The following is a 22,408-nucleotide window of genomic DNA, read 5'->3' as shown; positions in this document are numbered from 1 at the left end:
CATGCAAGCAACAACGACAACCAACTGGCGCCTCGAAACCGAAGCCGCCGTCAGCCGGCTGCGCGCCGGCCCCGCCGGCTTCCTGCGCGAAACCCCGCTGTGGAAGCTGCCGGCCTCGGCGCTGGGCATTGAAGCCCCCGGTGCCGAGGTCTGGCTCAAGCTCGAGCACCTGCAGGTGAGCGGCAGCTTCAAGGCGCGCGGCATGATGAACCGGCTGCTGGCCAACGACATTCCCGACAGCGGCGTGGTCGTGGCCTCGGGCGGCAATGCCGGCATCGCCACCGCCGCGGCAGCCAAAGCGCTCGGCGTGCGCTGCCAGGTGTTCCTGCCGGGCGTCTCGCCCGAAGCCAAGCGTGCCCGCCTGAGGGCGCTCGGCGCCGAAGTGGTCGTGGTCGGCGAACTCTATCCCGACGCGCTGGCGGCCTGCCTCGCGCGGCAGCAGGAGACCGGAGCGCTGCTGACCCACGCCTACGACCAGCCCGAGGTCGTGGCCGGCGCCGGCACCCTCGGCCACGAGATCGAGGCCCAGGGCGGCCTGCCCGATGCCGTGCTCGTGAGCGTGGGCGGCGGCGGCCTGATCGGCGGCCTCGCCGGCTGGTTCGAGAAGCGCGCCCGCGTGGTGGCACTCGAGCCCGAAAAGGCGCCTACGCTGTACCGCGCGCGGCAAGCTGGCGAGCCGGTCGATGTCGACGTGGGCGGCATTGCCGCCGATTCGCTCGGCGCGCGCCGCATCGGCGCCATTTCCTGGGACATCACCCAGCAATTCGTACAGGACGCGCTGCTCGTTTCCGACGATGCCATCCGTGCCGCACAGCAGTGGCTCTGGAAGGAAATGAAGCTCGCGGTGGAACCCGCCGCCGCACTGCCGCTCGCGGCGCTGCAGACCGGCGCGTACCTGCCGCGCGAAGGCGAGAAGGTCTGCCTGATCGTCTGCGGCGCGAACGTCGATCCCGCGTCGCTCGCCACCTAAAATCGCCCGATGCTCGACATCACCCTGCTCCGCAAAGACCTGGCCTCCGCCGTCGCCGGTCTCGAAAAACGCAAGAAGAACCAGCCCTACCTCGACGTGGCGGCTTTCACCGCGCTCGAGGCCGAGCGCAAGACCCTGCAGACCCGCACCGAGGAAATCCAGGCCCGGCGCAACGCGCTGAACAAGCAGATCGGCCCGCTGAAGGCCAAGGGCGAATCGGTCGATGCGCTGATGACCGAGGTCAACGCGCTCAAGGCCGAGCAGGAATCGCAGTCGAAGCGGCTCGACGAGATCCAGCCCGAACTGCAGGCGCTGTTGCTGGCGGTGCCGAACCTGCCGCATGCCAGCGTGCCGGTGGGCGAGGACGAGAGCGGCAACGTCGAGCAGCGCCGCTGGAGCCCGCAAGGCGGCGCCGGTGCATCGGCCACGCCGCTGCCGTTCGCGCCCAAGGACCACGTCGACCTGGGCGCGCCGCTCGGGCTCGACTTCGAAACCGGCGCCAAGCTCGCCGGCTCGCGCTTCACGGTCATGAAGGGCCCGATCGCCCGGCTGCACCGCGCGCTCGCGCAGTTCATGCTCGACACGCAAACCGAGAAGCACGGCTACACCGAGTGCTACGTGCCCTACATCGTCAACGCCGCCACGCTCAGCGGCACCGGCCAGCTGCCCAAGTTCGAGGGCGACCTGTTCGCCGCCAAGAAGGGCGGCCAGGAGGGCGAGCCCGCGCCCGACCATTCGGCGCTCTATCTCATTCCCACCAGCGAAGTGCCGCTGACCAACTTCGTGCGCGACGAGGTCGTGGCCGAGTCGCAACTGCCGATCAGGCTCACCGCCCATACGCCGTGCTTCCGCTCCGAGGCCGGCAGCGCGGGGCGCGACACCCGCGGCATGATCCGCCAGCACCAGTTCGACAAGGTCGAGATGGTGCAGATCGTCCATCCCGAGAAGAGCTACGAGGCGCTCGAGCAGATGACGGGCCATGCCGAGGCCGTGCTGCAGGCGCTCGAGCTGCCGTACCGCGTGGTGCTGCTGTGCACCGGCGACATGGGCTTCGGCGCCACCAAGACCTATGACCTCGAGGTCTGGCTGCCCGCGCAGGACACCTACCGCGAGATCAGCTCGATCTCGAACTGCGAGGCCTTCCAGGCGCGGCGGCTGCAGGCCCGCTTCAAGAACGCACAGGGCAAGAACGAACTCGTCCACACGCTCAACGGCTCGGGCCTCGCGGTCGGCCGGACGCTGGTGGCGGTGCTCGAGAACCACCAGAACGAGGACGGCTCGGTCCGCGTGCCCGCGGCGCTGCGGCCGTACCTGGGCGGGGGCGAGGTGCTGCGGGCCTGAACGGCCAGGGCTTGAAAAAGCCCGCGATTTCTCTGCTAGAATCGCTGGCTCGACAAAACACCGGAGAGGTGGCAGAGTGGTCGAATGTACCTGACTCGAAATCAGGCGTACTAGCGATAGTACCGAGGGTTCGAATCCCTCCCTCTCCTCCAGAAATGGCCCCGCAAGGGGCTATTTTTTTGGCCGCAGCATCTCGCTTCAGCCGAAAGTTCACGTTGCTCGACCTGGTGCGCCGGTGCGGGCGAACTATCGCGCCGACACCTCTCGAGCGGCCTTCCGGCCGCCGTTAAGATCGCCTCCTCCCTGCGCCTCAGCGGCGGCCGTGGGCGACCCCAGATTTCCAACAACGAGGAGGCTCAGCGCCACATGGCCAATGCGTCGATCACGAGCCTGACACCGGTCCCGGGGTCGGCGGACGAAGCCGAGTCGTGGGTGCGCGGCGAGTTGATCCGCAGTTTGATGCGCTCGGCGCGCGGCTCCTACCTGGTGTCGGCAGCGCTGATGCCGGCGATGGTCGGTCTGAGCTGGCTCTACGTACCGCGCTGGGAACTGCTGACCTGGCTTGCCGCGGGCATCGTGGCCACGGCCTGTCGTGCCTGGGGCGCGAGGGTCTATGCCGTGCGCTACGCGGGCCGCAGCGCTGCGGCGCAGCTCCAGTTCACCGAGCGCTATGGCTTCGTCTGGAGCGCAAGTGCGGTCGTCTGGGGCCTGTCGATCCTGCTGTTCTTCGAGCGCATCCCGCAGGTCAACCAGTTCATGAGCTGGCTCATCGTGGCGGGCGTCGGCACCTTTCCGCTCAACGGCCTCGCGCTGCATCCGCCGCTGCTCAAGCGCTATGTGAACACGCTGTTCATCACCATGCTCGGCGCGGTGCTGGTCCGGCTGGTCGGCATCACGCTGGAGAATCCGCATTTCCAGTACGGCTACCTGATGCCGATCCTGCCGATGCTGCACTGGTTTCTGCTGCTGCGCGCCGGCCGCCACATCCACGAGACCGCACGCAACAGCCTCGAGCTGCTGTTCCACAACCACATCCTGATCAAGTCGCTCACGCAGCAGCGGCAGGCCGCGGTGTCGGCGGTGGCGATGAAGAACCGCTTTCTCGCGAGCGCCGCGCACGACATGCGCCAACCGGTGCTGGCCCTGTCGCTGTATGCCGACTGGCTGCGCAACGAGCCCGAGCTGGTGCTCGAACTCGCGCCGAAGATCGTTCGTGCGACGCACGCGGTCAATGCGCTGTTCGACTCGATGTTCGACCTGGCGCGCATCGACTCGGGCCAGGTGCGGCTGCACATCGAGCGGGTGGACGTGGCCGAGCTGCTGCACGACCTCGAACTGCAATACCGCCCGGTGGCCGAGAGCCGCGGGCTCGACTTCCGCGTGCACGTGACCGAAGGCAGCTTCCTGACCGATCCGATCCGCGTGCGCCGGATGATCGGCAACCTGCTCGCGAACGCGATCAAGTACACCACCCACGGCGGCGTGCTGCTGGCCTCGCGGCAGACGCGCGACGGCCTGCGCGTGGAGGTGTGGGACACCGGCATCGGGATTGCGCCCGAGCACCTGCGCGACGTGTTCCTGGAGTTCTACAAGGTGGCCGACCACGCCGGCACGTCGGACGGCTTCGGCCTCGGCCTGGCGATCGTCGCCCGGCTCTCGCATGTGCTGGGCCATCCGGTCAGCGTGCGCTCCCGGCTCGGCAGCGGCAGCGTGTTTCGCGTCGCGCTCCACGATGCCGACGAGGCCGTGGCCCAGGCGCGCGTCAGCGCCTCGGGCGGCGGCTGAGAGAAGAAGCGCGACAAGGCAGAAAAAAACCGCGCCGTGTGTGCGCGGTTCTTTTTAGGCCTGCCTGGCCCTTTCAGTTGGAGGAGGACAGCAGGCCGTTGGTGCGCGCGTAGTGCAGCGCCTGCGTGCGGCTCTTGACGCCCAGGCGCCGGAACAGGCGCCAGAGGTGCACCTTGACCGTGTGCTCGCTGATCTCGAGATCGGTGGCGATGTCGCGGTTGCTCATGCCCTTGTCGAGCATCGCGATCAGTTGCGTCTGGCGCTTGGAAAGTTTGCTGTTGTTGGCGAGCGCGGGCTCGTCGGCCTCTTCGGAGCCGGCCATCAGCAGGCCGCGCAGGGCGGCCGCCAGCTCGGCCGAGCTGGCCGACTTCTCGATGTAGGTGTCGGCGCCGGCTTCGATGCAGGCGTCCTCCATGTCCGCGGCCGGGGCCGCCGAATACACGGCGATCGGCACGTTCGGATAGACCTGCTTGACCGCGACCACGCCCGAGACGCCGTTGGTGTCGGGCAGCTTCAGGTCGAGGCAGAAGAGGGTCGGCGCACCGCGCTGCTGGACCGAGCCCGCGAGCTTGTCGAGCCGGTCTAGCTCGACGATGTTCTCGGCGGGCCGCAGGCGTCGCAACACCATCACGATCGCGTCGCGCATCAGGGGGTGGTCGTCGATGACATAAATGCTCATGTTTCTTCCTTAATGATCGCCCGTCGTCTTCTCTAGCGGTCGCTCCTCGGCGGGTGAACCGATGGAGTGATCTCTTTCAACTTCCACTGCTGCCAGCGGCCGCGGCCTCTGCCAGTGTGTCCAGTGCCTCGGTCGCTGCGCGCAACGCGTCGGCGTCGGCCGGCTCGAGCTGCCCGGCGAGCGCGGTCAGGGCCTCTGCGCGCTGCTGCTGCAGGGTGGCAATGGCGCGGCCGGCGTCTTGCGGCGACGCGAAGCCGCGGCTCTGGAGCAGGGCGACGCCCTGCGCGTCGAGCAGCTTGAAATAGAACAGGCCGTCGCGCTCGCGGTATTGCTTGAAGCTCGGCTTCGCGACCTTGGCCGCCTTGCGGGCACCGCCCTTGTCGCGGCCCGCCGCGAGATTGCGCAGCCCGACGGCATGGCGCAGCTCGGCCATGAACGGCCGCGAACGCTGGCGCGCCTTCTCGGCGCCGGCGAGCAGCACGCGCTCGATCTCGGCCGGGTCGTTCATCAGCGCCTCGTAGCGCGCGCGCAGCGGCGCCACTTCGCGGTCGATGCGCTCGAACAGCATCTGCTTGGCATCGCCCCAGGCGATGCCCTCGGCGTAGGCCTGGCGCAGAGCCTCGGTCTCGTCGGCGCTTGCAAACGCCTGGTAGATCTGGAACAGCGCCGAGCCTTCGGTGTCCTTGGGCTCGCCGGGTGCGCGCGAGTCGGTCACGATGCTCGCGATCTGCTTTTGCAGCTGGGCGCGCGGCGCGAACATCGGGATGGTGTTGCCGTAGCTCTTGCTCATCTTGCGGCCGTCGAGGCCGGGCAGGGTGGCGACTGCATCGTCGATCTCGGCCTCGGGCAGCGTGAAGTGCTCGCCGTACTGGTGGTTGAAGCGCTGCGCCATATCGCGCGCCATCTCGATGTGCTGCACCTGGTCGCGCCCCACGGGCACCTTGTGGGCGCTGAACATCAGGATGTCGGCGCCCATGAGCACCGGGTACATGAAGAGGCCGGCCGTGACGTCGGCATCGGGGTCTTCGCCCTTCGCGACGTTCTTGTCGAGCTGCGCCTTGTAGGCATGGGCGCGGTTGAGCACGCCCTTGCCGGTCACGCAGGTGAGAAACCAGGTCAGCTCGGTGATCTCGACGATGTCGGACTGGCGATAGAAGGTGACGCGCTCGGGGTCGAGCCCGCAGGCCAGCCAGCTCGCGGCGATCTCGAGCGTGGAGCGCTGGATCAGCGCGGGCTCCTGCACCTTGATGAGCGCGTGGTAGTCGGCCAGGAAGAAGAAGCTCTCCACGCCCGGCGCCACGCTCTGGCGCACCGAATGGCGGATCGAGCCGACGTAGTTGCCGAGATGCGGCGTGCCCGAGGGCGTGATGCCGGTGAGCACGCGCAGGGGACGAGCGGAGGAAGACGTGGCCATGGAGAAAAAAGAACGTAACTAGCGCAGCAAAGCCGTGAGCGGCGAAATCAGCAGGTTCAGCACGGCGTAGCCGACATCCATCAGCGGAAGCAGCCAGAAGGTGCTGACGATGCCCGCGAGCACCAGGCCCATCACGATGAAGAAGCCGAAGGGCTCGATGCGCGCGAGAAAGTTCTGTGCCGGCCCGTTGGGCAGCAGGCCCGCGAGCACGCGGCCGCCGTCGAGCGGAGGCAGCGGGAACAGATTGAAGGCCCACATCACGAGGTTGACCAGCACGCCGCCCTGCGCCATCTTGATGAAAAAGGTTTCATTGACGCCCGCGGCCAGCATCACCACCAAGAGCAGTGCCCAGAGGATGGCCTGCACGAAGTTCGATGCGGGGCCGGCGAGCGCGACCCAGATCATGTCGCGCTTCGGATGGCGCAGCCGCCCGAAGTTCACGGGCACCGGCTTGGCATAGCCGAACAGGAAGGCGCCCGAGGTCGCGAAATAGAGCATCAACGGCATCAGGATGGTCCCGATGGGATCGATGTGCTTGATCGGATTGAGTGTCACTCGGCCCATCACTTCGGCGGTGTTGTCGCCGAAATGGCGCGCTACATAGCCGTGTGCCGCCTCGTGCACCGTGATCGCGAAGACCACGGGCAGTGCGTAGATGAGAACGGTCTGAATCAGGTTGGAGATATCCACTGGGCGATTGTGTCAGACGGCGTGCGGGCTTCGGTGCCGCTCGTCAGAGGCCAAGCACCGCCAGCGCGCCGCGGCCCTGCCGCACGACGACCGGCTCGTCGCCCGCGCCCATGGGCGTGAGATCGACCACGGTGGTCGGCTGCGAAGGGCAGGCGCCCGCGTCGATGACGGCGGCGATCTGCTTCTCGAAGCGCTCGCGGATGGCCTGGGCATCGTTCATCGCCTCGGTCTCGCCGGCCGGGATCAGCGTGGTCGCCAGCAGCGGTGCGCCGTGCAGCGCGAGCAGCTCGCCAAGCACTTTGTGGTCGGGCACGCGCAGCCCGATGGTCTTGCGCTGCGGATGGCTCACGCGCCGCGGCACTTCCTTGGTGGCTTCGAGCAGGAAGGTGTAGGGCCCCGGTGTGGCCGCCTTCAGCAGCCGGTACTGCTTGTTGTCCACGCGCGCGTAGTTGGCCAGCTCGCTCAGGTCGCGGCAGATCAGCGTGAGATGGTGCTTCTCGTCGACCTGGCGGATGCGGCGCAGCGCATCGACCGCGTCCTTGTCGTCGAGGTGGCAGGCCAGCGCATAGCTCGAATCGGTGGGCACGGCCACGATCTCGCCGCGCTGGAGCAGTGTGGCGGCCTGCTTGAGCAGGCGCTGTTGCGGGTTGTCGGGGTGGACTTCGAAATATTGGGCCATGGGGTAAACCTCCTGATCAGGATTCCGCCGGTTCGATGGGCACGCGGCGTTCGCGCACGGTAAGCCAGGCGCCCGCTGCGCCGCAGATGGCGATCATCGCCATGCCGATCAGCGAGAAGCGGTCGGGCACGTGCGAGAAGACGAGCCAGCCGCCCAGCATAGCGAAGGCGATCTGCGCATAGAGGTAGGGCGTGAGCGTGGAGGCGGGCGCGCGCTGGTACGCGAGGATGAGGATGAAATGCCCCACGGTGCCCATGAAGCCCATGAGGCACAGCAGCGCCCACCAGTGCCACGACGGCAGGGCGGTCCAGACGAAGGGCAGCGCCAGCGAGGCGATCAGCGCGCCGACCCAGCCGGTATAGAAATGCATCGTGAGCGGGTTCTCGGTCTGCGCCAGCTTGCTCGTGAGCACCTGGAACCAGGCGTTGGTCAGTACCAGCCCGATCGGCAGCAGCACGGCCCAGCTGAAAGCGCCGCCGCCCGGGCGCAGGATGACCAGCGTGCCGATGAAGCCGCCGGCCACCAGCGTCCAGCGCAGCACCGAGACGCGCTCCTTGAGCGTGGTCGCCGCCAGCAGCGTGATCACGAGCGGCGCGATCAGTACGATCGAGGTGAACTCGGCCAGCGGCATGTAGCGCAGGCTCAGGAAGGCCAGCGTGCTCGACACCAGCAGCAGCGCGCCGCGCAGCAGCTGGTAGCGCGGATGCCGCGTGCGCAGCAGCGCCGTGCCGTGCAGCGGCAGCAGCACCGCCGTGGTGGCGACGGCCTGGAAGGCATAGCGGAACCACACGCCCATGAGGATCGGCACGGCCGCGGTCGAGGTCTTGGTGGCGGTGTCGAGCGTGGCGAAGCAGGCCACCGCCACGATGACCATGCCGATGCCCGCGAGGATGCGCTCCGACTCGAGGTCGCGCGTCTCGCGCGCGGCGGCACGGGCGTCGTCCAGCGCCGCGTTCGCCGCGCCGTCGGTGCCGGGCCCGGGGCTCTGGCTCACTGCGCGGCGCTCACTGCTGGATGCGGTCGCCGAGCAGTTCCCACACCGGCGTGAGCGCACCGGGCAACGGTGGCAGCTTGCCGAGGTCGCAGTGGCTTTCGTCGGGGCTGTGGAAATCGCTGCCGCGCGAGGCGGCGAAATCGAACTCGAGCGCCTTGTCGGCGTACTCGACGTATTCGGCCGTCGTATGGCTGCCGGTGACGACCTCGATCGCCCGCCCGCCGTGCGCCTTGAACTCGAGGAACAGCGCGTATTCCTCGTTCGCCGTGAACTTGTAGCGCCCCGGGTGCGCAATCACGGCCAGGCCCTTGGCCGCGGTGATCCAGTGCACCGCATCCTTCAGCGAGGCCCAGCGGTGCGGCACGTAGCCGGGCTTGCCTTCGGTCAGGAACTTGCGGAACACCTCGGGCGTGTCGCGGCAGTGGCCCTGCTCGACCAGGAAGCGCGCGAAGTGCGTGCGCGAGATCAGCTCGGGATTGCCGACGAACTTGAGCGCGCCTTCGTAGGCGCCATGGATGCCCACGCGCGCCAGGCCCTCGGCCATCTCCATCGCGCGCTTGCCGCGGCCGCCGCGCGTGTCGTAAAGGCCCTGCGTCATCGCGGCGTCGTCGGGGTCGAAACCCAGGCCCACGATGTGCACCGTCTCGTTGGCGAAGGTCACCGAGATCTCGGTGCCCGTGAGGTAGCGCATGCCGTTGGCGCGTGCCGCCGCAGCCGCGCGGTGCTGGCCGCCGACCTCGTCGTGGTCGGTGAGCGCCCACAACTCGACGCCGTTGGCAGCGGCGCGCGCGGCCAGCTCTTCGGGCGTCAGCGTGCCGTCCGAAACCACGGAATGGCAGTGCAGATCGGCGTTGAGAATGGAGGACACACCGGCATTCTAGAGGCTAAGGAATACCGACGCGGGCGCATGGATGCTGTCCTGATTGCTATTAAATAAATAGCATTACTGCCGCGCGAGGCGGGGCTCAGCGCTTCTTGCGGAAGGCCGCCCAGGCGGCCGCCGCGGTGAAGCTCGCAACGATCGCCACCACGATCCAGAACCCGTGCCGGTGCTCGGCCAGTGGAATGCCGCCGACGTTCATGCCGAACAGGCCGGCAAGGATGTTGATCGGCAGCGCGAGCACCGTCACCACGGTCAGCACGAAGAGGCTGCGGTTGTTGTCCTCGTTCACGTTGGCGGCGATCTCTTCCTGCAGCAGCTTGATGCGCTCCTGCAGCGTCTGCATGTCGCGCAGCACCACCGAGAACTCCTCGGTCGAGGCGCGCAGCGCCTGGGCATCGGCTTCGGCCATCCAGGCCGGCGGTCCCTGCAGCAGCCGGAACAGCGCCGCCGGCTCGGGCGCGAGCAGCCGCTGCAGCCGCACCAGCAGCCGGCGCAGCACGCCGAGCCGCGCGCGCTTGTGGTCGAGCCGGCCCGCGAGCAGCTCGTCTTCGATGCGGTCGATGCGCGTGGTCACGCCGCGCACGATCTTCACCAGCACGTCGGCCTGGGCGCGCAGCAGGTGCTCGAGCAGTTCGGTGCTCGAGCGCGGCGCGTCGCCGGCCTTGACCGCGGTGCGCAGCGCGTCGACCGAGCGCAGCGGCTTGGCGCGCGCCGTGACCACGAGGCGCGGGCCCACGCTGATCCAGAGCGTGGAAATGTCCGAGGGCTCGAAGCTGAACTCGAAGTGCACGTCGTTGATGACCGCGATCAGCGAATCGTCGGCGCGTTCGATGCGGGTGGAGGGCAGGCCCTCGTGCAGCGCTTCGTAGAAGGCGTCGGAAAGCCCCGCATGGCGCAGCAGCCAGCGCTCGGCCTGGGCGTGGCTCAAGTTGAAGTGCAGCCAAACAAAATTGTGCCCCCACGCTCGGCACTTCGTGTCCTCGCTGCCCCCCGAGGGGGTGCTCGCTTGCTTGGGGCGGCCCGGCGCTGCGCTCGGGCCGCCCTGCGAAACCTGCTCGAGCCAGAGGGCTGCCTGCGCCGAATCGATCGGCCGTGCTGATTCCGGCGCTCCGGCGTCGAACAGATAGCCGCAGATCAGCCCGGCTTCGTCGCCGCCGTACGAATGGGCGGCCAGGTCGTGGAGTGCCGGCAAGGTGCTTGTGCGTTGATGGGCGTCCCTGGATCGTCTTCGCCGAATATGACAACATCGTGTCGGCCGTCACGCAAACGTCATGCGCGGCGGGCAGCATGCGGCATGCCTTCGGGGCCTGCCTGTCATTTCCTCCACTCCTTCCACGATGCCATGAGCGCACTTCCAGACCACGAAGACCTGATGCAACGCATCGCCCGCGAGCTGATCGACAGCTACGACGAAGAGCTCGAGCTGGAGATAGAGGACCGCCACATCGACGAGCACGGCGCCGTCGCCGGTGCCACCGACAAGGCTGCGCGCCAGGCCTACTTCAAGGAACTGTTCCGGCTGCAGGGCGAGCTCGTCAAGCTGCAGGACTGGGTGCAGCACAGCCGGCAGAAGGTGGTGATCCTGTTCGAGGGCCGCGATGCCGCAGGCAAGGGCGGTGTCATCAAGCGCATCACCCAGCGCCTGAATCCGCGTGTGGCGCGCGTGGCCGCGCTGCCGGCACCCAACGACCGCGAACGCACCCAGTGGTACTTCCAGCGCTATGCCGCCCACCTGCCGGCGGCCGGCGAAATGGTGCTGTTCGACCGCAGCTGGTACAACCGCGCCGGCGTCGAGCGCGTGATGGGCTTCTGCACCGACGACGAGTACGAGGAATTCTTCCGCACCGTGCCCGAGTTCGAGAAGATGCTCGTGCGCTCGGGCATCAAGCTCATCAAATACTGGTTCTCCATCACGGACGACGAGCAGCACATGCGCTTTCTCGGCCGTATCCACGATCCGCTCAAGCAGTGGAAGCTGAGCCCCATGGACCTCGAGAGCCGCCGCCGCTGGGAGGAATACACCAAGGCGAAGGAGATCATGCTCGAGCGCACCCACATTCCCGAGGCGCCGTGGTGGGTGGTGCAGGCGGTCGACAAGAAGAAGGCGCGGCTCAACTGCATCAGCCACCTGCTGGGCCAGCTGCCCTACCAGGAAGTGCCGCATCCGCCGGTGGAACTGCCCGCACGCGAACGCCACGCCGACTACCTTCGGCAGCCGGTGCCGGCCAGCATGATCGTGCCCGAGATCTACTGAGGCCTCACCGCCTCGGGGCGGCCCGGCCTCCGGTTGGGCGACCGGCGCTTTGCCCTCACACTGCGTCATGGCCCGCCGCACCGCCCCCTCCCTCTTTGCCCGCGCCTACGAGCGCAATCTCAAGGCACTCACGAAGCTCGCGCTCGGCAGCGGCCGGCGCGTGGCGGGCCCGATCCAGCGCGCGGCGGCTGAGCGGCGCAAGCCACCGCCTGGCAAGGGCGACTGGATCGGCGGCATGGCGCTTGGGCCCGGCGGCGCCCGCGCCTATCACCTTTTCCGGCCCGCCGGGCTGAACCTGCAGCCCGGCGAGAAGCTGCCGCTAATGGTGATGCTGCACGGCTGCGGGCAGAGCGGGCGCGACTTCGCGGCCAGCACGCGGATGAACGCACTGGCGCTGCGGCACCGCTTCCTCGTGCTCTATCCCGAGCAAGACCGGCTGGCGCATCCGCAAGGCTGCTGGAACTGGTACGAGCGCCGCTCCGGCAAGGCCGACGCCGAAGCCGCCACGCTGATGGCCGCGGTCGACCAGGCCTGCATGCTCTATCCCGTCGACCGTGCGCGCGTCGCCCTGGTCGGGCTCTCGGCCGGCGCCAGCATGGCCGCGCTGCTGGCCACGCGCTATCCGCTGCGGTTCCGCGCTGTCGTCATGCACTCGGGCGTGGCGCCCGGCGCCGCCACCTCGTCGGCCACGGCGCTCGGCGCCATGCGCGGCAAGAACGTGCCGCCGATGCCGGCCACTGCCGTCGGCAAGGCGCTGGGCGCCGCGGCGGTGTTCGCGACCCTGCCGCCGATGCTCGTGCTGCATGGCGACGCCGACACGGTGGTGGCGCCCAGCAATGCGGTCGACAGCGCGTCCGTCTGGGCCACGGCCCTCGGCGCCAAACCCGGGCTCGCGCGCGTGGTGCAGCGCGGCAAGCGCCGCACGATGCGCCTGACCGATTTCACGCGCAAGGGCCGCACGCTCGTCAGGCTGTGCGAGATCGCGGGGCTCGGGCACTCGTGGAGCGGCGGTGCATCGAAGCAGCCGTTCAGCGATCCCGAGGGGCCCGATGCGACGCGCATGGCGTGGGCGTTTGCCTGTGCGCAGTTCAAGGCCGGGGCGGAGACGCGCCCGGTGCGTCGCCAGGGCCTTGGATGAGTGAGGTCGCGAAGAGGTCGAGATCGTTGATCGTGTGCTGGATCGCTGTCCTTGCTTCGGGTAAGAATTCCAGGATGCGGGCTGGCTTGAGGTCTCCTGCGTAGTTCGATCTGATGACATGGCGCATCCTCAGCATCGATTCGAGACCGGAATAGGCTTCCTCGCTCAGGATGGCGCTCCGTACGCCCGGAACCTCCACGGCGGCAATCTCGAGCAGTTGCTTGTGCCAAGCCTCTGTCTTGCGAAGCTCGTCGCCAAGCTGCTCCGTCACTTGTTTCAGCAGATTCTCTGCCTGCGAGTACATGCCCTGAAGGTGCGAGGCCATTGCCAGTGCGTGGCCACGCTCCGAATAGAAGGCAGACGCTTCCAAGCGGGTCTTCTCGAATACTCGGTGGTCCTCTTCCATCGCATTGAGTTCCGCCACGAGGCGCCCCAATGCTCTTTTGACGATCGCCGCAATCGCTTGCTCACTCATTCGTGACTCCAACCTTCATGAATTCAAGCATCTCGGCATCCACTGCGTCTGCCATCACCACGTCGACCTCGACCTCCTTGATCCAATCTCTTGCCGTGCGCCAAATTTCGAGATCGCTGCGGCCGGCGGAATCTTCCACGAGCAGATCGATATCGGAGTTCGGGTCGAAGTAGGCGTCGGGTTTTGCGAACGAACCAATCGGCGTGACGACCAGGCCTTGCGATCGCAATACGCGAAGCGCACCCTCGACTTGCGGCCGAAGGCGGGCCCGGAGCGCGTCGCTGCGTTCCTTTCGAAGGTCCTTCAGTGGTCTGTACAGGCCGGACATAGGTGTTGATCGTAGAGCCAAACCCCTCAATCCCAAAAACGCCGGGATGGCTGAGCCTGCGATGTCAGGTGGTCCAGCAGCCCCGCGTGTACGCCACCCGGCGTATTTCACCCGCGCGGCCCATTCCGCAGACTCGCTCCCATGCCGGCCATGCGCCGGCAACAGGTCCACACCACCCCGGAGCAGGAGTCCACATGCAACGTCGTTTCACCCTCAAGGCGCTCACCGCCGCCGTCGCCCTGGCCAGCATTGCCGCTGCGCCGGCCTTTGCCGCCGACACCATCAAGGTCGGCGTGCTGCACTCGCTGTCGGGCACCATGGCCATTTCGGAAACCGTGCTGAAGGACACGGTGCTGATGGCCATCGACGACATCAACAAGAAGGGCGGCGTGCTCGGCAAGCAGCTCGAGCCCGTGGTGGTCGACCCGGCCTCCAACTGGCCCCTGTTCGCCGAAAAGACCAAGCAGCTGCTCGGCCAGGACAAGGTTTCGGTGATCTTCGGCTGCTGGACCTCGGTCTCGCGCAAGTCGGTGCTGCCGGTGGTCGAGGAAATGAACGGCCTCCTGTTCTACCCCGTGCAGTACGAGGGCGAAGAGCTCTCGAAGAACGTGTTCTACACCGGCGCCGCGCCCAACCAGCAGGCGATCCCGGCCGTTGACTACCTCATGAGCAAGGAAGGCGGCGGTGCCAAGCGCTGGGTGCTGCTGGGCACCGACTACGTGTACCCGCGCACCACCAACAAGATCCTGCGCGCCTACCTCAAGAGCAAGGGCGTGAAGGACTCCGACATCGACGAGAAGTACACCCCCTTCGGCCACAGCGACTACCAGACCATCGTCGCCGACATCAAGAAGTTCTCGGCCGGTGGCAAGACGGCGGTGGTGTCGACCATCAACGGCGACTCCAACGTGCCGTTCTACAAGGAACTGGGCAACGCGGGGCTCAAGGCCAAGGACGTGCCGGTCGTCGCCTTCTCGGTCGGTGAAGAGGAACTGCGCGGCGTGGACACCAAGCCGCTGGTCGGCCACCTGGCCGCATGGAACTACTTCATGTCGATCAAGAACCCGACCAACACCGCCTTCATCAAGCAGTGGGGCGACTACGCCAAGGCCAAGAACATCGCGGGCCACAAGGACAAGCCGCTCACCAACGACCCGATGGAAGCCACCTGGATCGGCATCCACATGTGGAAGCAGGCGGTCGAGAAGGCCAAGTCGACCGACACCGACAAGGTGATCGCCGCGATGGCCGGCCAGACCTTCACGGCGCCGTCGGGCATCGTCTCGAAGATGGACGAGAAGAACCATCACCTGCACAAGAGCGTGTTCATCGGCGAGATCAAGGCCGACGGCCAGTTCAGCGTGGTGTGGAAGACGCCGGGCCCGGTGAAGGCCAAGCCGTGGAGCCCGTACATCGAAGGCAACGACAAGAAGCCCGATCAGCCCGCCGGCAAGTCGATGTAACTCGTCGCAAGTCCCTCGCCTTGCTCCCTCTCCCTCTGGGAGAGGGTTGGGGTGAGGGCAACGGCGGTCCACTGGTCGCCGCGCTCGCTGCACGGCCGCTGGCCCTCACCCCAACCCTCTCCCCAAGGGGAGAGGGGGCAACACGAATCCATGATGCTTCGACGATCCCTTCACTGCGCCTTCGCCGCCATGCTCCTCGCAGCGTCGGCCGTCCACGCGCTGACCGCCGACGAAGCCCGCGCCATCGCCTCGGGCGATTCCGAATCCCGCATCGCCGCGCTCAACCAGGCCGTGCTCACGGCCGACGACAAGACGGTTGCCTTCCTCCAGGCCATGTCGGAAGACGCGGTCAAGTACACCGAAGACAAGGTCTTCGTGATGAAGGACGACAAGGGCCACGACCCCGTGACCGGCGCCGAACTGCCGGTGCCGGACACGGCCGAGGACGTGGTCAACAACAACCTGATGCGCGGGGCACTCGATGCCGCGCAGGCCGCGCTCCGGCTCACGAGCCAGGACGACGCGGTGCGCGCCGAAGCCGCAGCGGCGCTCTTCAAGGAGCCCGAGGAATCGCGCGTTCCGATGATCGAGAAGGCGCTCGCGGCGGAGGTCAACCCGGCGATCAAGGCACAGCTCGAACTCGTGCGCGCCGCCAGCATGCTCGGCAGCGCCGACAAGGCCCGCCGCCTTGCCGCGGCCAAGGACCTGGGCGCCCACAGCAGCCCCGATACCAAGCTGTTGCTGAACCAGCGCCTGGCCGATGAAACCGATCCCGATGTGAAGGCGGCGATCACCGCATCGATCGCACGGATCGACGGTGCGCTCGTCTGGGGCGACCGCATCAACGCGGTGTTCAGCGGCATCAGCCTGGGCTCGGTGCTGCTGCTCGCGGCGCTGGGCCTGGCCATCACCTACGGCCTGATGGGCGTCATCAACATGGCGCACGGCGAGCTGATGATGATCGGCGCCTACGCCACCTACGTGATGCAGGGCATCTTCCAGCGCTACCTGCCCGAGGCCGCGTTTGGTTGGTACCTGGTCGCAGCCATTCCCGTGTCGTTCCTGGCGTCGGCGCTGGTCGGCGCCGTGCTCGAGCGCGGCGTGATCCGCTTCCTCTACGGCCGCCCGCTCGAGACGCTGCTGGCCACCTGGGGCATCAGCCTGATGCTGCAGCAGCTCGTGCGCTCGATCTTCGGCGCGCAGAACGTCGGCGTCGAGAACCCCGTCTGGATGAGCGGCGGCTTCACCATGCTGAGCAACGTGACGCTGCCATGGAACCGCATCGGCATCATCGTCTTCGCGGTGCTGGTGCTGCTGGCCATGGGCTGGCTGATCGGCCGCACGCGCCTGGGCCTGTTCGTGCGCGGCGTCACGCAGAATCGGCCGATCGCCTCGTGCATGGGCGTGAACACGGCGCGTATCGACACCTATGCCTTCGCGCTCGGCTCGGGCATCGCGGGCCTCGCGGGCTGCGCGCTGAGCCAGATCGGCAACGTCGGCCCCGACCTCGGCCAGAGCTACATCGTCGACAGCTTCATGGTGGTCGTGATGGGCGGCGTCGGCCAGCTCGCGGGCACCGTGTATGCGGCGCTGGGCCTGGGCATCCTCAACAAGTTCATCGAAGGCTGGGCCGGCGCGGTGCTCGCGAAGATCGCGGTGCTTGTCTTCATCATCATCTTCATTCAAAAGAGACCTCAGGGCATCTTCGCGATGAAGGGCCGGAGCGCAGAAGCATGAGCAAGGTCACGTTGCCAACCAAAGGGCCGCTGCTGAGCGGCAAGGGCTGGACGGCCTTCTTCGTCGCGCTGATCGTGGTGTGCGCGGTGGCGCCGGTGCTCAACATGTGGGTGCCGCCCGAAAGCCCGCTGCACATGAGCGACTACGCCGTGGCGCTGGTGGGCAAGATCATGTGCTACGCGATTGCCGCGCTGGCGATGGACCTGATCTGGGGCTACACCGGCATCCTGTCGCTCGGCCATGGCCTGTTCTTCGCGCTCGGCGGCTACATGATGGGCATGTACCTCATGCGCCAGATCGGACGCGACGGCAACTACAAGAGCGAGCTTCCCGACTTCATGGTGTTCCTCGACTGGAAGGAGCTGCCCTGGCACTGGACCTTCAGCGGCAGCTTCCCGATGACGCTGCTGCTCATCGTCGCGGTGCCCGGCCTGATCGCGTTCGTGTTCGGCTTCTTCGCGTTCCGCTCACGCATCAAGGGCGTGTATTTTTCGATCATCACGCAGGCCATGACTTTCGCGGCGATGCTGCTGTTCTTCCGCAACGAGACTGGCTTCGGGGGCAACAACGGTTTTACCGACTTCAAGCGCATCCTGGGCATCCCGATCGCCACGCAGGAGATGCGCATGACCTTGTTCGCACTCACGGGCCTCACGCTGCTGGGCTTCTTCCTGTTCGCCAAATGGCTCATCGCCAGCAAGTTCGGCCGCGTGCTGCAGGCGATCCGCGACGCTGAGACGCGCGTGATGTTCTCGGGCTACAACCCGCTGCCCTACAAGCTCACGATCTGGGTCATCTCGGCCGTCATGTGCGGCGTGGCCGGCGCGCTGTACGTGCCGCAGGTCGGCATCATCAACCCGGGCGAGATGAGCGCCGCCAACTCCATCGAGATCGCGATCTGGGCCGCGGTGGGCGGGCGCGCGACGCTGATCGGCCCGATCATCGGCGCCTTCATCGTCAATGGCGCCAAGAGCTGGCTCACGGTGGCGTATCCCGAGTACTGGCTCTACTTTCTCGGCGCGCTGTTCATTGCCGTGACGCTGTTCCTGCCGAACGGCATCGTCGGGCTGGTGAAGAGGTGGCTGTCGCGGGAGAAGGCGCCAGCGGACTCGCCCGTGCAGCAAGCACGACGCGCTGTGGCGGCAGAGCAGGGCGTCGAGCCCGACGCGATGGTGCCGCTGCCCGTGGATGCGAAAGGAGCGCGCGCATGACGCCCGACCTGATGGAAGCCGGCGCCGAGCGCGCGGCGCGCGCAGCCGGCCTGCACGTGGCCACCGGCCAGACCGAATCGGGCGGCCGCGCCGCCGACTTCGGCCGCATCGCCACACCCGGCGAGGTCGACGTGACGCACGGCCGCATCCTCTACCTCGAAGACGTGAGCGTGAGCTTCGACGGCTTCAAGGCGATCAACAAGCTGTCGCTCGACATCGCGCCGGGCGAACTGCGCTGCATCATCGGCCCGAACGGCGCCGGCAAGACGACGATGATGGACATCATCACCGGCAAGACGCGGCCCGACGAGGGCACGGTCTTCTTCGGCAGCACGATCGACCTGCTGCGCCACCGCGAGGCCGACATCGCCCAACTGGGCATCGGCCGCAAGTTCCAGAAGCCGACGGTGTTCGAGCATCTCACCGTGTTCGAGAACCTCGAACTCGCGCTCAAGACCGACAAGGGCGTGCGCGCGTCGATGCTGTTCAGGCTCGATTCGGCGCAGAGCGACCGGCTCGCCGAGGTGCTGCAGACCATTCACCTGGCCGACAGCGTGTCGCGCCTCGCGGGCAACCTGAGCCACGGCCAGAAGCAGTGGCTCGAGATCGGCATGCTGCTGATGCAGGACCCGAAGCTGCTGCTGCTCGACGAACCCGTGGCCGGCATGACCGACGAGGAAACCGCGCGCACCGCGGAGCTGTTCCTCACTCTCAAGGGCAAGCACTCGCTGATGGTGGTGGAGCACGACATGAGCTTCATCCGCACCATCTCCGAGATCGTGACCGTGCTGTGCGACGGCGCGGTGCTGGCGCAGGGCACGCTCGACGAGGTGCAGGCCGACGAGCGGGTGATCGAGGTCTATCTGGGCCGCTGAGGAAACCAACGCATGCTGACAGTCAAGAACATCCACCAGTACTACGGCGGCTCGCACATCCTGCGCGACCTGAGCTTCGAGGCCACGCTCGGCAAGGTCACCGTGCTGCTGGGCCGCAACGGCGTGGGCAAGACCACGCTGCTCAAGTCGCTGATGGGGCTGGTGCCGATCAAGAGCGGCAGCATCGCGCTCGAAGGCCGGCCGATCCACAAGGCCACGCCCTACGAACGGGCCCGCGCCGGCATCGGCTTCGTGCCGCAGGGCCGCGAGATCTTCGCGCGGCTCACGGTCGAGGAGAACCTGCGCATGGGCCTGGCCTACAAGCGCGGCAGCACACCGATTCCGCCGGAACTGTTCGAACTGTTCCCCGTGCTCAAGCAGATGATCCACCGCAGGGGCGGTGACCTTTCGGGCGGGCAGCAGCAGCAACTGGCGATTGCGCGCGCGCTGGCGCCCCGGCCCAAGCTGCTGATCCTCGACGAGCCGACCGAAGGCATTCAGCCCAGCATCATCAAGGACATCGGCCGCGTGATCCGCATGCTGGCCGACCGCGGCGACATGGCCATCGTGCTCTGCGAGCAGTACTACGACTTCGCGCAGGAACTGGCCGACGATTACCTGGTGATGGAACGCGGCGAAGTCATTGCGCGCGGTCTCGGCAAAGACATGGAAGCGCAAGGCGTGCGCCAGCTCGTGGCAATCTGAAGGCGCAGCCGGCGAGATTTAAGGGTTTACCCTAAAATCGACCGTTGCCCGTCGCCGCCGGGCGACCCAGGAGCCCGGCCTTGAATGCCTCCCCCACCGCGCCAGACGGCGCCGACACCCCCGACATTTCCGTTCCTTGCGCTGCATCGCCCGCGGGCTTCGTGCGCGCCGTGCTCGCGCTCGGCGTCGGCGGCTTCGCCATCGGCACCGGCGAGTTCGTGATCATGGGCCTGTTGCCGGAGGTTGCAGGCGACATCGGGGTCAGCATTCCGCAGGCCGGGCATGTCATCAGCGCATATGCGCTCGGCGTCGTGGTCGGCGCGCCGGTGCTCGCGGTGCTGGCGGCCGGATGGGGCCGACGGGCGCTGCTGATCGCGCTGATGGCGGTGTTCGCCCTCGGCAACTTCGCGACCGCGATCGCGCCGGGCTATCTGTCGCTCAACCTGCTGCGCTTCGCGACCGGTCTGCCGCACGGCACCTACTTCGGTGTGGCCGCGCTCGTGGCCGCCACGCTCGCGCCGCCAGGGCGGCGGGCGCGTGCGGTGGGCCTCGTGATGCTGGGCCTCACGGGCGCGACGCTGGTCGGCGTGCCGATCGCGGCGTGGCTCGGCCAGCTGTTCGGCTGGCGCGCCGCCTTCGTGTTCGTCGGCGCGATCGCGCTGGTGGCGGTGGTGCTGCTGCGCCGTGACATCCCCGACATCGCGCCGAGCGCCGGTGCCAGCCCCTGGCGCGAGCTCGGTGCGCTCAAGCGCAAGCAGGTGTGGCTCACGCTCGGCATCGGCGCCATCGGCTTCGGCGGCATGTTCGCGGTGTTCAGCTACATCAAGCCCACGCTGACCGAAGTGGCGGGCCTGCCGCTCGGCGGCGTGCCTTTCGTGCTGGCGCTGTTTGGCCTCGGCATGGTCACGGGCAACCTCGTGGGCGCGCGCCTGGCCGACAAGTCGCTCATGCGCACCATCGGCGGGCTGCTCGCGTGGTCGGCACTGGTGCTCGCCACGTTCTCGTTCGCAGCGCACCATGTGGTGACCGCCGCGATCAACGTGTTCCTGATCGGCACCGTGGTCGCCATCGGCCCGGCGCTGCAGATCCGCCTGATGGATGTGGCCGGCGATGCGCAGACGCTCGCGGCCGCGCTCAATCATTCGGCCTTCAACATGGCCAATGCGCTTGGCGCCTGGCTCGGCGGCGTCGCCATTTCGGCCGGCCTGGGCTGGACCTCGACCGGCTGGGTCGGCGCGCTGCTCGCGCTCGCGGGGCTGGGCGTGTTCGGCTGGGCGCTGGCCAGCGCGCGGGCAGACATGCGAGCGCGCGCTGTCGCCTGCGAAGGCTGACCGAGGCCAGCCGGTGCGCCGGCGCCTCAATCGCGCACGGCGCTGCGGAAGCCTGCCGCGAGGGCGTCGAGCGCCTCGCGCGGCCGCCCCTCCTTGATTCGGGTGTGCAGCAGCACCGGCAACCGCGGCAGCGGCGGCAGTCCGAGCCGGGGACCGACATCGACCGCGTCGTCCGGCAGCATGCGCGGCGCGAGCGCCGCGATGCCGAGGCCGCCCACCACGGCCGCGGCCACCGCCGCGACGCCGCCGCCGACGAAGATCTCGGTCCAGGGCTCGCCGGCCGCGTCGAGCAGTTGCGCCGCCAGCGCACGCACACCACAGGGCTCGGCCATGGTGGCGATCGGCAGCGGCTCGCCCGGGCGGTGCTTCCAGTCCGGTGCTGCGAACCAGCCGAAACGCTCCTCGGCCAGTTGCTCGCCGTCGCTGCGGCCCGCATGCAGGCGCACGATCACCGTGTCGAGCTCGCGCCGGTCGAAGGCCTGGAGCAGGTCGCCCGACGAAGCGATGCGGATCTCGATGAGCAGCTGCGCATCGTGTGCGTTCATGCGCGCGATCAGCGCCGGCAGTTCCGGGCCCGCCACATGGTCGCTGATGCCGATCGTGAGCCGCTGCCGCGCGCCCGCGAACTCGGCCAGTGCACGGTCGTGCAGCGCCATGAGTTCGCGTGCGCGCTCGAGAAAGACCGCGCCCCGCGCCGAAAGCCGCACATAGCGCGGCGTGCGCTCCACGAGCCGCCAGCCCAGCCGATCCTCGAGCCGGCGCAGCTTCAAGCTCACGGCGGCCTGGGTCGTTCCCATCATGTCGGCGGCGCGCGTGAAGCTGCCGAGTTCGGCGATGCGCACGAATGCCTGCACGGCATCGAGATCGAGCGGGCGTTCCATCATTTCGAAGCATTGTTGCTGATATCAGCGCCAGCGGCTTCCCGCGGCGGGGCCTGCGTCCTAAGGTTGTTCCTCCGAAACGACGAAGGAACCCCATGCCACTGATCCACATCGCGATGCGCGCCGGCAAGCCCGAGAGCTACCGCCAAGCGATCTTCGACAGCCTCTACATGGCCCTGCGCGACACGCTCGACGTGCCCGACGACGACCAGTTCATGACGATTTCGGAGCACGAGGCTGCCAACTTCCGGCGAGGCAATGCCTACGGCTTCGAGCGCAGCGACGACCTGGTCTACATCCGCATCACCGTCTTCGCGACCCGCACCGCGCAGCAGAAGAAGGCGCTCTACCAGCGCATCGCGCAGTTGCTCGGCGAGCGCCCCGGCATCCGGCCCGAGGATGTGTTCGTGAGCGTGGCGGATGCCCCGGCCGAGAACTGGTCGGTGGGCGGCGGGCTGGCGCAGTTCGCCTGACGTGGGCCCCTGAGAGAGTGGTCGGATTGGGCCGACGCCTGCGCGGTTTCGAGCCAATGACTAAGATGCCCGGCTTGCGTTCTCGTCATCATCCGCGTCTCA

At 67.7% G+C, this 22,408-nt stretch carries 22 protein-coding genes and 1 tRNA gene; 13 read left to right on the top strand and 10 right to left on the bottom strand.

Going from position 1 to position 22,408, the window contains the following annotated elements; genetic code table 11:
• Position 1: 1 nt before the first annotated feature.
• The 4 genes from AC3A6R_RS08315 to shkS all read left to right on the top strand — a co-directional run bounded on the left by AC3A6R_RS08315 (position 2) and on the right by shkS (position 4,096).
• On the top strand, positions 2–970 hold the full coding sequence (locus AC3A6R_RS08315) for a threonine/serine dehydratase (protein ID WP_487864237.1): 969 nt from the start codon (positions 2–4) through the stop codon (positions 968–970).
• A 9-nt stretch (positions 971–979) separates the two neighbouring features.
• Complete coding sequence (gene serS / locus AC3A6R_RS08310; RefSeq protein WP_487864236.1) at positions 980–2,311, top strand: serine--tRNA ligase; 1,332 nt, start codon at positions 980–982, stop codon at positions 2,309–2,311.
• Positions 2,312–2,373: 62 nt separating this feature from the next.
• A tRNA-Ser gene (locus tag AC3A6R_RS08305) sits at positions 2,374–2,463 on the top strand.
• 214 nt (positions 2,464–2,677) lie between these two features.
• Positions 2,678–4,096: a surface-behavior sensor histidine kinase ShkS gene (shkS, locus tag AC3A6R_RS08300; RefSeq protein ID WP_487859501.1), complete on the top strand. Its 1,419-nt coding sequence runs from the start codon at positions 2,678–2,680 to the stop codon at positions 4,094–4,096.
• 73 nt (positions 4,097–4,169) lie between these two features.
• Here the strand turns inward: shkS and AC3A6R_RS08295 are convergent, their stop codons facing one another.
• The 7 genes from AC3A6R_RS08295 to AC3A6R_RS08265 form a co-directional block, all read right to left on the bottom strand.
• Positions 4,170–4,775, bottom strand: coding sequence for a response regulator transcription factor (locus tag AC3A6R_RS08295; RefSeq protein ID WP_487859502.1), 606 nt, complete (start codon positions 4,773–4,775; stop codon positions 4,170–4,172).
• Positions 4,776–4,851: 76 nt separating this feature from the next.
• Positions 4,852–6,189 carry a tryptophan--tRNA ligase gene (locus tag AC3A6R_RS08290; RefSeq protein WP_487864235.1) on the bottom strand — a complete coding sequence of 446 codons (1,338 nt, stop codon included), beginning with the start codon at positions 6,187–6,189 and terminating at the stop codon, positions 4,852–4,854.
• Positions 6,190–6,207: 18 nt separating this feature from the next.
• Positions 6,208–6,879 (bottom strand): site-2 protease family protein, encoded by a 672-nt coding sequence (locus AC3A6R_RS08285; RefSeq protein WP_487859504.1) that lies wholly within the window; start codon positions 6,877–6,879, stop codon positions 6,208–6,210.
• Between the two features lie 43 nt (positions 6,880–6,922).
• The gene (locus AC3A6R_RS08280; protein ID WP_487859505.1) at positions 6,923–7,558 is read right to left on the bottom strand and encodes an L-threonylcarbamoyladenylate synthase; all 636 of its coding nucleotides are present in this window, start codon (positions 7,556–7,558) and stop codon (positions 6,923–6,925) included.
• Positions 7,559–7,574: 16 nt separating this feature from the next.
• Positions 7,575–8,552: a DMT family transporter gene (locus tag AC3A6R_RS08275; RefSeq protein ID WP_487859506.1), complete on the bottom strand. Its 978-nt coding sequence runs from the start codon at positions 8,550–8,552 to the stop codon at positions 7,575–7,577.
• Between the two features lie 10 nt (positions 8,553–8,562).
• Positions 8,563–9,420 (bottom strand): 3',5'-nucleoside bisphosphate phosphatase, encoded by an 858-nt coding sequence (locus AC3A6R_RS08270; RefSeq protein ID WP_487859507.1) that lies wholly within the window; start codon positions 9,418–9,420, stop codon positions 8,563–8,565.
• 97 nt (positions 9,421–9,517) lie between these two features.
• Positions 9,518–10,627: a transporter gene (locus AC3A6R_RS08265; protein ID WP_487864234.1), complete on the bottom strand. Its 1,110-nt coding sequence runs from the start codon at positions 10,625–10,627 to the stop codon at positions 9,518–9,520.
• Positions 10,628–10,777: 150 nt separating this feature from the next.
• On the opposite strand from AC3A6R_RS08265, the gene ppk2 reads away from it, so the two are divergent.
• Together ppk2 and AC3A6R_RS08255 are read left to right on the top strand one after the other, a co-directional pair.
• On the top strand, positions 10,778–11,689 hold the full coding sequence (gene ppk2, locus AC3A6R_RS08260; protein WP_487859509.1) for a polyphosphate kinase 2: 912 nt from the start codon (positions 10,778–10,780) through the stop codon (positions 11,687–11,689).
• A 67-nt stretch (positions 11,690–11,756) separates the two neighbouring features.
• The gene (locus AC3A6R_RS08255; protein ID WP_487864233.1) at positions 11,757–12,827 is read left to right on the top strand and encodes an extracellular catalytic domain type 1 short-chain-length polyhydroxyalkanoate depolymerase; all 1,071 of its coding nucleotides are present in this window, start codon (positions 11,757–11,759) and stop codon (positions 12,825–12,827) included.
• Here AC3A6R_RS08255 and AC3A6R_RS08250 read toward each other — a convergent pair.
• Entirely contained in the window at positions 12,778–13,302 is a 525-nt protein-coding gene (locus AC3A6R_RS08250) for a ribonuclease toxin HepT-like protein (protein WP_487859511.1), read from the bottom strand. The two genes, AC3A6R_RS08255 and AC3A6R_RS08250, sit on opposite strands and share 50 nt — an antisense overlap.
• The gene (locus AC3A6R_RS08245) at positions 13,295–13,630 is read right to left on the bottom strand and encodes a hypothetical protein (RefSeq protein ID WP_487859512.1); all 336 of its coding nucleotides are present in this window, start codon (positions 13,628–13,630) and stop codon (positions 13,295–13,297) included. Before AC3A6R_RS08245 ends, AC3A6R_RS08250 begins: the two co-directional genes overlap by 8 nt.
• Before the next feature lie 194 nt (positions 13,631–13,824).
• Here AC3A6R_RS08245 and urtA point away from each other — a divergent pair, with 194 nt between their 5' ends.
• From urtA to AC3A6R_RS08215, 6 genes are all read left to right on the top strand, one after another.
• Complete coding sequence (gene urtA / locus AC3A6R_RS08240; RefSeq protein ID WP_487859513.1) at positions 13,825–15,093, top strand: urea ABC transporter substrate-binding protein; 1,269 nt, start codon at positions 13,825–13,827, stop codon at positions 15,091–15,093.
• Between the two features lie 189 nt (positions 15,094–15,282).
• Positions 15,283–16,830, top strand: a complete 1,548-nt coding sequence (gene urtB / locus AC3A6R_RS08235) for an urea ABC transporter permease subunit UrtB (protein WP_487864232.1) — start codon at positions 15,283–15,285, stop codon at positions 16,828–16,830.
• Positions 16,827–18,041 carry an urea ABC transporter permease subunit UrtC gene (gene urtC / locus AC3A6R_RS08230; protein WP_487859515.1) on the top strand — a complete coding sequence of 405 codons (1,215 nt, stop codon included), beginning with the start codon at positions 16,827–16,829 and terminating at the stop codon, positions 18,039–18,041. The genes urtB and urtC overlap by 4 nt, the downstream gene beginning before the upstream one ends.
• Positions 18,038–18,916: an urea ABC transporter ATP-binding protein UrtD gene (gene urtD, locus AC3A6R_RS08225; RefSeq protein ID WP_487859516.1), complete on the top strand. Its 879-nt coding sequence runs from the start codon at positions 18,038–18,040 to the stop codon at positions 18,914–18,916. The genes urtC and urtD overlap by 4 nt, the downstream gene beginning before the upstream one ends.
• A gap of 12 nt (positions 18,917–18,928) precedes the next feature.
• Complete coding sequence (gene urtE, locus AC3A6R_RS08220) at positions 18,929–19,621, top strand: urea ABC transporter ATP-binding subunit UrtE (RefSeq protein WP_487864231.1); 693 nt, start codon at positions 18,929–18,931, stop codon at positions 19,619–19,621.
• A gap of 80 nt (positions 19,622–19,701) precedes the next feature.
• Positions 19,702–20,952: an MFS transporter gene (locus AC3A6R_RS08215; protein ID WP_487864230.1), complete on the top strand. Its 1,251-nt coding sequence runs from the start codon at positions 19,702–19,704 to the stop codon at positions 20,950–20,952.
• Positions 20,953–20,978: 26 nt separating this feature from the next.
• Here AC3A6R_RS08215 and AC3A6R_RS08210 read toward each other — a convergent pair whose 3' ends face one another.
• Positions 20,979–21,836, bottom strand: coding sequence for a LysR family transcriptional regulator (locus tag AC3A6R_RS08210; protein ID WP_487859519.1), 858 nt, complete (start codon positions 21,834–21,836; stop codon positions 20,979–20,981).
• A 92-nt stretch (positions 21,837–21,928) separates the two neighbouring features.
• Here AC3A6R_RS08210 and AC3A6R_RS08205 point away from each other — a divergent pair, with 92 nt between their 5' ends.
• Entirely contained in the window at positions 21,929–22,306 is a 378-nt protein-coding gene (locus tag AC3A6R_RS08205) for a tautomerase family protein (RefSeq protein ID WP_487859520.1), read from the top strand.
• Positions 22,307–22,408: the final 102 nt, after the last annotated feature.

The organism is Variovorax sp. Soil_C_19 (assembly GCF_057657255.1).
This window is presented reverse-complemented; position numbering and strand designations above follow the sequence as displayed.

What these genes read in the sequence shown, in the direction of transcription:
- shkS (WP_487859501.1), top strand. Translation starts at nt 2,678, where the DNA reads ATGGCCAATGCGTCGATCACGAGCCTGACACCGGTCCCGGGGTCGGCG.
- urtE (WP_487864231.1), top strand. Translation starts at nt 18,929, where the DNA reads ATGCTGACAGTCAAGAACATCCACCAGTACTACGGCGGCTCGCACATC.
- AC3A6R_RS08245 (WP_487859512.1), bottom strand. Translation starts at nt 13,630, where the DNA reads ATGTCCGGCCTGTACAGACCACTGAAGGACCTTCGAAAGGAACGCAGC.
- urtA (WP_487859513.1), top strand. Translation starts at nt 13,825, where the DNA reads ATGCAACGTCGTTTCACCCTCAAGGCGCTCACCGCCGCCGTCGCCCTG.
- urtD (WP_487859516.1), top strand. Translation starts at nt 18,038, where the DNA reads ATGACGCCCGACCTGATGGAAGCCGGCGCCGAGCGCGCGGCGCGCGCA.
- AC3A6R_RS08315 (WP_487864237.1), top strand. Translation starts at nt 2, where the DNA reads ATGCAAGCAACAACGACAACCAACTGGCGCCTCGAAACCGAAGCCGCC.
- AC3A6R_RS08290 (WP_487864235.1), bottom strand. Translation starts at nt 6,189, where the DNA reads ATGGCCACGTCTTCCTCCGCTCGTCCCCTGCGCGTGCTCACCGGCATC.
- AC3A6R_RS08255 (WP_487864233.1), top strand. Translation starts at nt 11,757, where the DNA reads ATGGCCCGCCGCACCGCCCCCTCCCTCTTTGCCCGCGCCTACGAGCGC.
- serS (WP_487864236.1), top strand. Translation starts at nt 980, where the DNA reads ATGCTCGACATCACCCTGCTCCGCAAAGACCTGGCCTCCGCCGTCGCC.
- AC3A6R_RS08250 (WP_487859511.1), bottom strand. Translation starts at nt 13,302, where the DNA reads ATGAGTGAGCAAGCGATTGCGGCGATCGTCAAAAGAGCATTGGGGCGC.
- urtB (WP_487864232.1), top strand. Translation starts at nt 15,283, where the DNA reads ATGCTCCTCGCAGCGTCGGCCGTCCACGCGCTGACCGCCGACGAAGCC.
- AC3A6R_RS08210 (WP_487859519.1), bottom strand. Translation starts at nt 21,836, where the DNA reads ATGATGGAACGCCCGCTCGATCTCGATGCCGTGCAGGCATTCGTGCGC.
- AC3A6R_RS08280 (WP_487859505.1), bottom strand. Translation starts at nt 7,558, where the DNA reads ATGGCCCAATATTTCGAAGTCCACCCCGACAACCCGCAACAGCGCCTG.
- AC3A6R_RS08295 (WP_487859502.1), bottom strand. Translation starts at nt 4,775, where the DNA reads ATGAGCATTTATGTCATCGACGACCACCCCCTGATGCGCGACGCGATC.
- urtC (WP_487859515.1), top strand. Translation starts at nt 16,827, where the DNA reads ATGAGCAAGGTCACGTTGCCAACCAAAGGGCCGCTGCTGAGCGGCAAG.
- ppk2 (WP_487859509.1), top strand. Translation starts at nt 10,778, where the DNA reads ATGAGCGCACTTCCAGACCACGAAGACCTGATGCAACGCATCGCCCGC.
- AC3A6R_RS08205 (WP_487859520.1), top strand. Translation starts at nt 21,929, where the DNA reads ATGCCACTGATCCACATCGCGATGCGCGCCGGCAAGCCCGAGAGCTAC.